General features: G+C 62.2%; 10 protein-coding genes. 3 read left to right on the top strand and 7 right to left on the bottom strand.

The features are described from left to right. Positions 1–1016: diguanylate cyclase (locus G3480_RS14970; protein ID WP_164654697.1), on the bottom strand; the 1016-nt coding region annotated here is incomplete at its 3' end. A 1108-nt stretch (positions 1017–2124) separates the two neighbouring features. Between G3480_RS14970 and G3480_RS14965 the strand changes: the two genes are divergently transcribed. The 3 genes from G3480_RS14965 to G3480_RS14955 are packed head-to-tail and all read left to right on the top strand — an operon-like array spanning position 2125 to position 6170. Continuing rightward, positions 2125–3309 (top strand): hypothetical protein, encoded by a 1185-nt coding sequence (locus G3480_RS14965; protein ID WP_164654696.1) that lies wholly within the window; start codon positions 2125–2127, stop codon positions 3307–3309. Next, complete coding sequence (locus tag G3480_RS14960; protein ID WP_164654695.1) at positions 3258–3758, top strand: phosphate ABC transporter substrate-binding protein; 501 nt, start codon at positions 3258–3260, stop codon at positions 3756–3758. Before G3480_RS14965 ends, G3480_RS14960 begins: the two co-directional genes overlap by 52 nt. 12 nt (positions 3759–3770) lie before the next feature. Further along, positions 3771–6170: an EAL domain-containing protein gene (locus tag G3480_RS14955; RefSeq protein ID WP_164654694.1), complete on the top strand. Its 2400-nt coding sequence runs from the start codon at positions 3771–3773 to the stop codon at positions 6168–6170. A 79-nt stretch (positions 6171–6249) separates the two neighbouring features. Here G3480_RS14955 and G3480_RS14950 read toward each other — a convergent pair whose 3' ends face one another. The 6 genes from G3480_RS14950 to G3480_RS14925 form a co-directional block, all read right to left on the bottom strand. Further along, positions 6250–6708: a hypothetical protein gene (locus tag G3480_RS14950; RefSeq protein WP_164654693.1), complete on the bottom strand. Its 459-nt coding sequence runs from the start codon at positions 6706–6708 to the stop codon at positions 6250–6252. Between the two features lie 634 nt (positions 6709–7342). Beyond that, positions 7343–7900: a tetratricopeptide repeat protein gene (locus G3480_RS14945; protein WP_164654692.1), complete on the bottom strand. Its 558-nt coding sequence runs from the start codon at positions 7898–7900 to the stop codon at positions 7343–7345. 188 nt (positions 7901–8088) lie between these two features. Continuing rightward, a complete protein-coding gene (locus G3480_RS14940) occupies positions 8089–8376 on the bottom strand; it encodes a hypothetical protein (RefSeq protein ID WP_164654691.1) in 288 nt (95 codons plus the stop codon). 195 nt (positions 8377–8571) lie between these two features. Further along, positions 8572–10302 (bottom strand): nickel-dependent hydrogenase large subunit, encoded by a 1731-nt coding sequence (locus tag G3480_RS14935; protein ID WP_164654690.1) that lies wholly within the window; start codon positions 10300–10302, stop codon positions 8572–8574. Continuing rightward, complete coding sequence (locus G3480_RS14930) at positions 10299–11702, bottom strand: (Fe-S)-binding protein (protein WP_164654689.1); 1404 nt, start codon at positions 11700–11702, stop codon at positions 10299–10301. The genes G3480_RS14935 and G3480_RS14930 overlap by 4 nt, the downstream gene beginning before the upstream one ends. Further along, positions 11699–12349: a respiratory nitrate reductase subunit gamma gene (locus G3480_RS14925; RefSeq protein WP_164654688.1), complete on the bottom strand. Its 651-nt coding sequence runs from the start codon at positions 12347–12349 to the stop codon at positions 11699–11701. Before G3480_RS14925 ends, G3480_RS14930 begins: the two co-directional genes overlap by 4 nt. Positions 12350–12389: the final 40 nt, after the last annotated feature.

Genomic DNA, 12389 nt, shown 5'->3' with positions numbered 1-12389 from the left:
GTGTTGCGGCACTGTTCGCGGATCAATGCAGCGACCTGCTGCAAGACTTGGTCGCCGGCCTGGTGCCCATAGCTGTCATTGGTCATCTTGAAGTGATCGAGATCGATCATGATCAACGCAAACGGTCGGGTGTTACGCCGACTCAGCTCGACCGATCGGCTCAGCACCTCATCCAGTTTGCGCCGATTACTGAGCAGGGTCAGGCTGTCGGTAACGGAAAGGCGCTTCAGCGCTTGCGTCTTCTCGGCCAGTTCGGCCTGGGCCTCGGCCAGGGCGCGATTGACCTTCCGCAGCCAGTGATTCCAGAGGTAGAGTCCGAGCATGATGAGCGCCGTCGGGGCGAGGACTATCCACAGCCAGGCCGTGTTGCGCGGCGGCTGATACTGGGCGGACAGCCAACGACTGACGATACGGTCGATCCCCGACGGACCGATCGCATCCAGTGCCTTGGCGATCACGACGCCTAACAGCGGCTGGTCCGCTCGGGTCGCCATACTGAGTTGGAGGTCGAAGCCGAGCGTGCCGGCAACCTTGATGTCGATCGATTCCTCCTGCTGCAGCTTATAGGCAATGGTTGCCAGCGAGTCCACGTATCCGACTACGCGTCCTTGGCGAACCAGCTCCAGTCCTTCGGTCGCGTTGGCAACGGTCACGAGCTTGAGTCGTGGATAATGCTCGGCAATCAGCTCGCCGACGGCGACATCCTCGACGACCGCAACGCGCGCGTCGTCGAGTTCCGCTAGATTCGAGACAAAGGGATGGCTGAGCCGGGTGGCGATGACAAAGGGCTGTGCCGTGTAGGGGGCTGAGTAATCCAGGTAGGCACGACGACTCGGCACCTCCATCGTCATCGGCAGCAGATCACAGCGACCATCGCGGACCTTGGCCAACGACTCGGACCAGGTGCGCGTTGGCAACAGCGTGAGCGGCACGCCGAGCTGCTCGTCCAGCAACGCGGTCAGGTCGGCGCCGATCCCGCGATACTCCCCGCTGGCGGTGATTTGCTCATAGGGCATCCAGTCGGGAAAGGTGCAAACCCTCGATGCAGGGGATAGCGGGTGGCCTGCGTGGCTAGCCGACGGGAGGAGGCTACCACTGCAGCCGTTGGTCGAAGCGGTACTCGGGTGGTGGTTGCGCTAGGGCGTTCCAGTCGGGCACGACTTCGACGGGCGGGTCTTCCCAAGCGGGCGCCCCGCACACGGACGAGATCGACGGCGTCAGTAATGAACAAGACGACTCTCGCAATGTCCGCTCTGGGTTGCATGGCCGCCGTCATTGTTCGCAGAGCCAATGTCTCCATTGGGTCGTGACCTGTCACTCGCGCAACGAGAGGGACTTTCTGCCTTCAGGATCGAGGAGTCACTGACCTTCGATCGGTCGGTGACTGCTGACGGGGCAGCTGAGTCAGTCGGCTCGGACGCGTCGGTGACCGCTCTGAGTCGATTCCCGACCTTCTCCACCACTGAGGCGATGTGGCAATGCGGGCAACATGGCGGGTGGCGAGGTGGGCGAATCTAAGAAATTCGCGACGAAAGAGTGTTGGGAACAACAGCCCCGCTCGTGCATCACACAGTACTGGAAAGATCGCCTAAGCAACGTCCGCTCTGAGATCGCTCGCGGACCGCCAGGAATCGGTCCTCTTGCGCACGCGCCGCTCAGCCAGCAGAATCGGGTGAGCACCGACAACGCCCTCCCCTCTCCAAAAGCTGCCGCGGCAAACCGAAGCAGTTGAGTACAGCCTCCGCACGCATCGGCCGGTCCCGCTAGCCGTCGCGCCTCCTCATTCCGTCGTCTCCCTCGGATTTCGTGATAGGCCCCTCAAATTTTCGACCCTTGATGTCACAGCGCAGGTGGCTGTCTGGTCGCGCTCCGCGCGCGGCGGCTATACTCGGCCTCGTCCTGTTAGGACCTATTGCGTGTATCGCTGCGGGCTCTCGAATACGGGCGAATGATGCGAAGCCGAAGCGACAGATGATCGATGTTTTTGGTCGGCTCAGGAAGACTGTCGGCGGTGATATGGGATGATGCTTTGAAGGGACAGATGGGCACGACCAGGAGACGCTTTATGCCGATTCAAGCCCGAGATGGCCGTGACCGGCCTGCTCGCCATGCGGAGTCATGCTGTTGACTCAGCCATCCGGAAGACAGCTGCATGTCGTCGAAGGATTGATGCTGCTGTTGTTGGCCAGCGCGATGGTCGGCCCGGCGAGCGCCATGGATTTCTCGCTGAGCGGCTTCGGCACCCTGGGTGCGGCGCGATCGACGGATGAGTCAGCACAATTCGTCCGTGATCTCTCACATCCGGATGGGCTGACGGAGCAGTGGAGCCTCAACACCGACTCGGTACTGGGTCTCCAAGCCGACCTGAACATCCGGCCAGAATGGAGCGCCACGCTGCAAGCGGTCTCGCACTACCGCCCGGACGGTGGGTTCGAGCCCGAGATCACCTGGGCCTTCCTCGGCTTCGATCCCAATCCGTCCTGGAGCCTGCGCGCCGGACGCTTGGGTATCGAGTTCTACATGCTCGCCGACTCTCGCCTGGTCGGCTATTCCTACCTGACGGTCAGACCCCCGGTCGACTACTACGGCACACTGCCCTTCAGTTACGTGGATGGCATGGACATCTCAGCCACCTGGCCCTTTGCCGGCGGCCTGCTCCGAGGCAAGCTCTACGGGGGGTTGAGCCGCGAGCAGTCACCCTGGGATCAGTTGCAGTTCGACATGAGCGAGTCGCTGCTGCTGGGTGGTTACCTGGACTATCAGAAAGGCCCCTGGCAGGTCCGACTCGGGCAGACCAGCGTGCGCTTCGCCAATGACCTGCCCCTCGAGGACTTCTACGCAGCCCTGCCCGAGGCAACCGCCGATGAGCTGCGTGTCAAGGATCACTGGTCGCATTTCAGCTCGCTCGGAATCGTCTACGACGCCGGCCCGTTGCAGACACAGTTGATGTTGAGTAAGACCTTCAACGAACACGGAACCTTCGAGGATACCTGGTCGGGCTATCTGGTTCTGGGCTACCGCGTCCAAGACTGGACGCCCTTCGTCGGCGTCTCCGCCGCCAAGTCGGCGCCCGCCGACCTCCAGTACGCCATCCCTGGCTACACAGACGCCTATCAATCCAATTTCCACACCGATCAAGGGACCTATTTCATAGGCACCCGTTGGGATTTCCGCCCAGGAATGGCACTCAAGGCTCAGGTGGACGTCATCCGTGGAGATCCAAGCTCGACCTTTCTCTATCGCTGGGAGAACGAGGAATGGGATGGATCCATGACGGTCTTCAGTCTTTCTTGGAACTTCGTCTTCTAGCGCCCGCCATGTGCACGGATGGATCTTTCCGACCACTCATTGCCACCCTGCTCCTGCTGGTGGCATTACAGGCTTACGCCGATGGTCCGGTGGTGGTTGTCATGAGCGCGGCCAGCGGAGTGGATCGACTCACGCGCGAGGAGGTGGTGAACATCTTTCTCGGGCGCTTCCGCCAGCTACCCAATGGTCAGTCGGCACTTCCGGTCGATCAACCGAGGGATCCGGGGCTCTTCAGCGACTTCTACGGTCAATTGGTCGACAAGACGCCGGCCGAGATCCGCTCCTACTGGTCACGCCTGCGCTTCTCGGGCAAGACCGCGCCGCCCGAGCAGGCGCCCTCCGAGCAAGAGATGCTGCAGTTCTTGGCCAGCAATCCGGGCAGCCTGGGCTATCTGCGCGCGGGCCAGCAGCCCGCCCAAGTCAAAGTCGTCTTCAACTTGGGCGACTGAGCACGGACTCCTATGCAACCTCACTGGCATCAGAGCATCATTTTTCGGACCGGCCTGGTCTTGACCCTGGTGTCACTGGCGACTGGCGCGCTCAGCGTCGGCATCACGCTCGGCTACAACCAGATGCGCGCGCAAGAGGACTCGACTCGTCGGCTCTGGCAGTTGCTGGACACCGTCGAGGATACCGCGAGCGTGGCCTGCTTTACCGGCGACGAGGTGCTGGCGTCAGAGCTGGCCTCGGGTCTCCTGAAGAGTTCCGAGGTGCTGGGCGTGGTCATCCAAAGCGGCGACCGAGAACTCGCCGGCCAACACCGTGATGCGGAGGCTGGGGAGACCGGCGCGGACAGCGAACCGCTCGCTCGTGACGTCTTTTCGCCCTTCGATTCGAAGGAGCGGGTCGGGCGCATCCTGCTCACGCCGAACCTCGCCGTGATCCGCGATGCGATGCGGCGAGAGACCTGGATGGCCATGCTGCAGACGGGGCTGCAGTTGCTCCTGATCGTGCTGGCGATGACGGCGGCGATGCTGCTGCAGATCGTGCGGCCCATCAAGTCGATCTCGGACAGCCTGCACCAGATGGATCCGGCGCAAGGCGAGCGTCTGCCACTGCCCGCGGGTCGCCAGGAATCGGAGATCGGTGTCCTGGTCGCCGACGTCAACCTCATGGCTGACCGTCTGGTGAAGACGCTCGACGAGGAGCGCGCGTTGCGGATCCAGCGCGAGATCGACGAGCGCCGCTATCACGCCATTGTGCAGAATGCCGAAACCGGCATCTTCATCATCGACAACTTGGGCACCATCACCTCTTGGAACCCCGCGTTCGCGCGTCTGATGCGGGTCCCGCCGCAGGCCGAGCAGACGTCGACGCCGCTCTCACTGCTGAATCTTGGATGGAAAGAGCCCGCGCGCCTCGGGGAGCTGCTGCTGCGCTGCATGAACGACCATGCGAGCACCTCAGCCGACCTGGAGCTGGGTCCGCCCGAGGGGCCGAGCCGCTGGCTCTGCATGGTCCTGACACCCATCGCCGATCAATCCATTCAGGGTGTGGTCCACGATGTGACGCAGCATAAGGAGGCTGAGCGTTCGGCTCGACGTCTCGCCGTCACAGACAGCCTCACCGGCCTCGCCAATCAGCTCGGCTTGGAGCAGCGACTGCATGAGATGGTGCAGGCGTGCGAACTCAAGCAGAGCAAAGGCTTCGCGCTCGCCCTCGTCAGCCTCGGGGATTTCAAGCGCTTCCTCGAGGGGTTCGGCCCGACAGCCGGGGAAGAGATTCTCCAAGAGGCGACAGCGCGCTTGTCCACCTGCGTCAAAGGGAGCGACATCATCGCGAGGCCTGGAGCCGATCAGTTCGCACTTGTGCTCGGCGAACTCGACCGTGACCTGGACGCCGAGCACGTCGCCGAGCGCGTCCTGCGCGAACTCCAGCGCCATTACTTCGTCTCGGGCTCGCCGGTGCGGCTGCGGATCAACATCGGGATCGCCTTCTACCCGCACGATGTCGAGAGTGACCTCCAAGGGCTCATGCGACACGCCAATCTTGCCTTGTCCCACGCCCAAGGCTCAGCGGGAAACGGCATCCGCTTCTTCGATCCAACCTTTGCCAAGCTGGCCGAGGAGCGCCGCAGCCTGGAGCTGGATCTAAGACGCGCGGTGCGGGAGGAGCAGTTCGCCCTCTTCCTCCAGCCCATCGTCGACCTGGAGCGCAACTGCTTGGCCGGGGCCGAGGCGCTGATCCGCTGGCAGCATCCGGATCGTGGTCTGGTGCCGCCGGACGCCTTCATTCCACTGGCCGAGGAGACTGGCCTCATCAGCGACATCGGGCTTTGGGTCCTTGAGACGGCGTGCCGGACACTCGCCGACTGGAAACGCCAGGGCCTCCCCTATCGACTCTCAGTCAACGTTTCTGGCTCCCAGATACCCGAAGGCCTCCCACCGCCTGTTCTGCTCGATCAGGTCAGCCGCTTGGGCATCTCCCCCAGCCAGCTTGCCCTGGAGATCACCGAGGGCGTTCTACTCAGTGATGTCGGGAGCGCCCAAACCTGGCTCCAGACCCTACGAGAAGCGGGGTTCCCGATCTACTTGGACGATTTCGGCACTGGCTATTCATCCCTGTCCTACCTCAAGCGATTCTCAGTCGACACGCTCAAAGTCGACAAGAGCTTCATCCGCGATATCGCCACAGACCCGGGCGACCAGGCACTGGTGACCGCAGTCGTGGCCATGGCGCGCAGCTTCGGGATGGATGTGGTCGCCGAGGGCGTCGAGCAGGCCGAGCATATCGGTCTGCTGAGAGGCATCGGCTGCCGCTACGCTCAGGGCTATTACTTTTCACGCCCAGTCCCCATCGAATCCTTCCTGGACGTCAGCGAGCAGATCCCTGAATTGCTGCGCGCGACGCGCGATACCTGATCTGGAGACCGCCGACGTCGGGTCGGCCTTGTGATGGAATGCACAGCAAAGAAGACCAACCCCGACCAACGCACATCATTCAAAGACCTGGCCCCGAGTGGGTACGATGCAAAGCATGCGGCTGCATGCGTTCAAGCAGGCTCGTCATACAGAGCCAATCCTTGAGGCTCGTCGCCCCGTAGAGACCGGCCATGGTCGCGAGGCCGTCCAAGACATCGATCCCGTCCCAATAGGGACGCATCAGGTCCTCCAGACGAACACGTTCATCGAAGGCGAGATTTTCGTACTTCAGCCTTTGGTCTGGACCGCTCTGCCCAAGGGTCACGCATTGAATCGTCAGCGCTTCGCGCTGGTCGTTCAACAACCTGAGTTCAACGCGGCAACCGATGGGCAGTCTAGGACCACCCCTCACGAGGAGAGCGTCGCGGCCGATAGCACTGGTGACATAGGGCGCAGGTATCGCCACATCGCTATCCGACAGACGAATCACGGCATCGAGTTGCCTGGGAAGGTAGGAACTTTCATCATCCTCTTGCATGCGGGGCTCCTCCGAGCTTGGATGCTCGTGTCATTGATTTTTATCATGGACTCGTCGACATCATGGACCGATCGAGCCGGATTGCAATGAGGAATTTCGCTTTTCTCCCGCAACCGGGCGATCCGCCTGCTCACTCCCGCGCTTATTCCATCAGAATATAATTAATCGATGTTTTACTGACCATCAGAACCACTGGACGGCTGTCAATGTACTCCTATACAGCCTGTGCGCGGAGCCTAATTCGCAGCCGCTCACACTTGGAATGAACGCCGCCATTCAACTTGGGTCAGCAGAGCAGAAATCCCGAGGTCGAAAAATAGACTGGATGAACAGGATTTCGCAGGATCAACAGCCTGTTCCGGAACGGACTCAGGATTCGACTCGCCGCATCATCCAGGAGAGGCGTCGATCATCGTTTCGGCCAGTCGCCTTGGTGGGAGCACGGCGCCCCGCCGCGACGGCCGCCTGCTCGCGGCGGGGCGCTGCTCCCACCGCGACTTGCTTCGTCGATCAGGCTATTGAGGCGGCACATTCACTTCAGAAGCTGTCTGGAAAAACGTACAAGGGGCGAATTCATTCGCCCAACCGCCGGACCAAGGGCGAATGATCTCGACCATGATTTCCAGACAGCCTCTCAAACCGCGGCGCCAACACCCAGCGCAAAACTGCCTTCGGCATGCGCCAGCTCGTAAAGGATGGCCGCCTGCGGGCAGTCGCGCACCGCTTCGAGGCGCTTGTCGACGTGCTCGCGCGCACGCTCCGGAACCTGGATCTCCAGATAGATCCGAGCCAGATGGAGATGCGGCTCGGAGGCCAGATCCGGATCCGTATCCGGACGCACGGCGTCAAGCGCGCGATGGAAGTATTGGATTGCCGCCGGCCCATCCATACGGCGATACCACTTGATGATTCCCAGCCGGGTGTAGGGCTCGGTCAGATCAATCTCCGGCTCTGCAGCGAACTCCGCGACCAGGTGCTCCAGGCAATTCTCGGCCGCGCCGAAATCGCGCAGCTCGCAATAGATGCCACAGAGAAAACGACCGAGGAAGATGGACTTCGGATGCTGCCGCAACCCCCGACGGACGGCCTGCATGGCCGCCCTCGCCTTCTGCTGAGCCCGCGCCACCTGGCCGGACTCGCGATAGACGCGCGCGCGCATCAGCAGATCGTGCGCCTCCTCCGCAACTGCCAAATGGACCTCACCGCCCCCGTATTGATCGGGACTTGGGAGGTTTGGTCTGTCAACAGGACCTTGGCTTCCGAAACCGAACATGCCCATCGCAGCATCCCTCGTATTGGCTCAACGCGGTGTTGACTCATGATGAATCAGGCGTCTAGGCAGGGGCCAGCCCCAGATCGGGGCCGGCAACCTAGACCCGATCAAGAGAGGTGGACGTTCCGGCGGCGCGGTGGTGTCGCCGGCAAGTCACAACGCGGAGCGCGCTCGAAGAACTCGATAAAGGACTCGAGATCCTGCGCGACGGCGTCGATCACGCCCATGGGTCCCGCCTGATTCACGGTTTCCTGCCGCCACTCCCCGTTCTCGCCGCTTCTCGCACCCAGCAGCTCCTGAGGCCCATCCATGGAGCGCGCGGCTTTCTCCTGGCTCTTCTCCCTCAAGTCGTGCTCCCGAATATAGTGCTCCGCCAATTGGTCGTAGCTCATCATGTTCCTTACCCTCCGAAAGATTGGCTCTTTTCTGCGTTGTTCGAAACCGCTGGACGGAACCCGCGAGCGACATCCATCGATCCCTGCCATGCCGAGATGGCCAGGATCACCCCGGATCATCAACGCCCGTCCACGGCGCACCGAAGGGGCCTGGGCGCGACGATCAGGGTAACGGCTGTCCAGCATCAGGCCGGCTTAGCGAACTTGGATGCTGAGCACCTCCTCGCCCTCTGGGTCGATCAGATGCACGGCACAGGCGATACAGGGGTCGAAGCTGTGCACGGTGCGGAGGATCTCGAGCGGTTGCTCGGGATCCGTGAGGGTGTGTCCCTGAAGCGCCGCTTCGTAGGGGCCGGTCTGGCCCTGGGTGTCGCGCGGTCCGGCGTTCCAGGTACTGGGCACGACCGCCTGGTAGTTGGCCGTCTTACCGTCTTCGATCACGATCCAATGACCCAGTGCGCCGCGCGGCGCCTCCATGTGCCCAACACCCTTGGCGGACTTCGGCCAGGTGGCCGGATCCCACAGTGTCTCGTTGAAAGTCCTGAGATCCCCGGCGCGGATGTTGGCCATGAGCTGATTGAACCAGCCGTCCATGGCCTCGACCATGTACTGAGTCTCGAGCGTCCGAGCCGCGGTTCGGCCCATGGTGGAGTAGAGCGCATCCATGGGAAGATCGAGCTGCTGGAGCGCCCCGTCGACCAACTCCTTCATACGCACGTCGCCCGTGGCATAGAGCATCAGGGCACGTGCGAGCGGACCCACTTCGACCGGCTTGCCGCGCCAGCGCGGCGATTTGAGCCATGAGTATTGCTGGTCGACGTCGAGCTGCGCGTACGGCGGCTCTGGTCCCGTGTAGGCAAACTCGGTCTCGCCCAGATAGGGATGCAACCCCTCGCCTTTGCCGGCCGAGTAGTCGTACCAGGCGTGCGCGACGAATTCCTGCACCTCGTCCTCGGCGTGCAGATCCACCTCATGGATCTGCGAGAGATCGCGGTTCAAGATGACGCCGCCAGGCACCAGGTAGGAGCTGCGGTCGCCGAAACCCTTGGCCGGGAAGTCTCCATAGCACATGAAGTTGCCCACGCCCTCGCCCTGCTTGAACCAGTCCTTATAGAAACCGGCGATGGCCAGGGTATCCGGGACATAGACCTGCTCCACGAAGGCGTGCATCTGCGCGATGAGGTTGCGCACCCGCTCCAGCCCCGTGGCGTCGAGGGCCGTTCCTGCCTGGTTGCCGGAGTCGATGCTGATGGCGCAAGGCATGCCGCCGACGACGAGATTCGGATGCGGGTTCTTGCCGCCGAAAATGGCGTGAAGCTGGGCCACGTCCCGCTGCCAGGCGAGCGCGTCCAGGTAGTGCGCCACGGCCATGAGGTTGGCCTCTGGGGGCAACTTGTAGCCAGGATGCCCCCAGTAGCCATTGGCGAAGATGCCGAGCTGCCCGGCCTCCACGAAGCCCTTGAGCTTCTTCTGCACGTCCGAAAAGTAGCCCGGCGAGGATTTCGCGTAGCTGCTGATGGACTGCGCCAGCTCGGAGGTTGCCTTGGGGTCGGCACTCAGCGCCGAGACCAGATCCACCCAGTCCAGCGCGTGCAGGTGGTAGAAGTGCATGACGTGGTCATGCACATACTGAGCACCCACCATCAGATTGCGAATCAGCTCGGCATTGGGCGGAATCGGATAGTCCAGCGCATTCTCCACGGCGCGGACACCCGCCATGCCGTGCACCAGGGTGCAGACGCCGCAGATGCGCTGGACGAAGGCCCAGGCATCACGCGGGTCTCGCCCCCGCACAATGGTCTCGATGCCACGCACCATGGTCCCGGACGAATAGGCTTGCTGAATGACACCCCCATCCATCTGTGCCTCGATGCGCAGATGGCCCTCGATTCGGGTAATGGGGTCGACGACAACTCTGGTACTCATGCAGCGGCTCCTTGGATCGGGGTGACAGACCCGACCTTCTTCTCGTCAATGAGATGATCGGCGACCAGCTCGACCAGACTCTCCACACGTTTGTCCCAGTTGTTCTTTTGGCGTCCCGCCTCGAAGTTCAGTCGACAGCTCGCGCAGCTCACCACCACGGTGTCGGCTCCGCTGGAGTTCACCTGCTGCATCTTGATCTTGAAGGACTCATCGCGGAGATAGGTCGCGCGCTCGAGCAGGAAGATCCCCGCCCCACCGCCGCAGCACCAGTTGAACTCCTTGTTGGCGGGCATCTCGACCAAGTCCGAGCCCATGGCGTTCAAGACCGCGCGCGGTTCGTCGAAGGCACCGCCGCGACGTCCGGTCTTGCAGGGATCGTGAAAGGTGACCTTGCCCTTGAGCGGACTCAGACGCAGCCGGCCAGCCTTGGCGTGCCGCCCCATGAACTCGGACATGTAGATCATCTCGAAGGGCAGCTCGCCGCTCTTCAGCATGGGATTCCAGCGCAGTGCCGGATAGGCGTGCCCACACTCCGCAATGACCAGCGTCTTGGCCCCAATGCGCTCAGCGGCAGCGACGATGGGGTCGACCTGGTGCTTCCAGAGGGACATATCGCCGGAGAGCAGGCCGAAGTTCGCGCTCTCGAAGCCATCGCTGCAGACCGTCCAGTCGACACCCAGGTGATTCATGACCTTGGCGGTCGCAAGCAGGCCATTGCCATTACCCACCAGGTCCACCGCCGAACTCAGGACCATGACTTCGGCATGCGGCTTGTCCAAGGGGATATCGACTCCCGCCTTCTCTCGGATGGTGTCGATCATCTTGCGCAGCACATCCTCCGAGGCGCCGAACACGGTTCCGCGATGCTTCTGCTCCATCCTCAAGGCGTTGAGTTCTGGCGGAACCAGCTCCGCCGCCACCAAGGCGCTGCGCTGGTGGTGGACCAGGGACGCCGTATCGATCCCCATTGGACAGACCATGGCACAGCGACCGCACTCGGAGCAGGAGTCGTAGACCAGCTCTTGCAGATCTTCGAGATCCTTCAGCTTGACCTCGCTGGTGACCAGCTTGTACCACCAGCGGAAGGGGCCGATCTCGCGTTGATAGACCTTGCGATAGAGGTTCATCTTGCGCATCGGCGCGTACTTGGAATCACCCGTCGCCTGGAAATAGTGGCAGGCGTTGGTGCATTGCCCGCACCGGATGCAGCTCTCCAGCCAGACCGCCTCGTCGGCATTGGTCTCCGCGATCAGGGTGTCGATGGCCCGCCGGACTCGAACGCTATCGGACAGGGTCGGCTCGGGTGCCATTTCGCGAAGCTGTGTGATCTGGCCGGCAAAGCCTTGACAGACCTGCTCGAAGGTCGGAAAGACGCGTGTTTCTGCAGTGACTGTGCTCATATCCGGACCCCTTTGTGCGCGTAGGCAACGCCGCTCTGGGCGCGCGAGAAAACGAACCAGAAGGCATGCATCAGCTTGCCGAACGGGAACCAGGCGAACAGCAGGGCCACACTGAGGATGTGAATCGCCAGCATGGTCTCGTAACGCGGCCCCAGGTGAGCGAAGGCCATCAGCCCCGTGACCAGCGGCATCGCGATCACGATCCAGGCAAAGTAGTCACCCCAAGTCGAGCAATAGATCGCCGGCTTGGACACCCGACGTATGATGAGGGCCAGCAGCGACGCCAGCGCGATGATGCCCACCGCAACGCCCGCCGCATTCGGCAGCCCAGGCCAAGAGGCGCCGGTCAAGCTGGTGATGAACTCAATGTGAGGCACGATGCCGATCACCACGACCAGCGTCGCGATGTGAAAGACATAGGCCATGGCCGTCTGATAGCGCGTGGCCGTGGTGAACTCGCCGCTGGGCCAGGCGCGGCTGAACACCGTTCGGTACCCCTTGAAGTTGCCGAATGCATCCCGTGGACGCGACAGATCGGCGCCCCGCGTCAGGACAAGCACGCCGAGCAGGCGCCAGATGGTGCCCGTGATGAGAATGATGAGCGACCAGTGAATCGCCGGCCCTCGCGCAAAGTCTAAGAGCGTCATTCGATCCTATCCTCCAATCTTGTTTTTACTCTGTAGACGG

The organism is Thiorhodococcus mannitoliphagus (assembly GCF_010915725.1).
GTDB lineage: Bacteria > Pseudomonadota > Gammaproteobacteria > Chromatiales > Chromatiaceae > Thiorhodococcus > Thiorhodococcus mannitoliphagus.
The sequence above is the reverse complement of the archived record's forward strand: the minus strand, read 5'-3'. Positions and strand labels throughout refer to the sequence as shown.

What these genes read in the sequence shown, in the direction of transcription:
- G3480_RS14955 (WP_164654694.1), top strand. Translation starts at nt 3,771, where the DNA reads ATGCAACCTCACTGGCATCAGAGCATCATTTTTCGGACCGGCCTGGTC.
- G3480_RS14960 (WP_164654695.1), top strand. Translation starts at nt 3,258, where the DNA reads ATGGGATGGATCCATGACGGTCTTCAGTCTTTCTTGGAACTTCGTCTT.
- G3480_RS14935 (WP_164654690.1), bottom strand. Translation starts at nt 10,302, where the DNA reads ATGAGTACCAGAGTTGTCGTCGACCCCATTACCCGAATCGAGGGCCAT.
- G3480_RS14940 (WP_164654691.1), bottom strand. Translation starts at nt 8,376, where the DNA reads ATGATGAGCTACGACCAATTGGCGGAGCACTATATTCGGGAGCACGAC.
- G3480_RS14950 (WP_164654693.1), bottom strand. Translation starts at nt 6,708, where the DNA reads ATGCAAGAGGATGATGAAAGTTCCTACCTTCCCAGGCAACTCGATGCC.
- G3480_RS14930 (WP_164654689.1), bottom strand. Translation starts at nt 11,702, where the DNA reads ATGAGCACAGTCACTGCAGAAACACGCGTCTTTCCGACCTTCGAGCAG.
- G3480_RS14925 (WP_164654688.1), bottom strand. Translation starts at nt 12,349, where the DNA reads ATGACGCTCTTAGACTTTGCGCGAGGGCCGGCGATTCACTGGTCGCTC.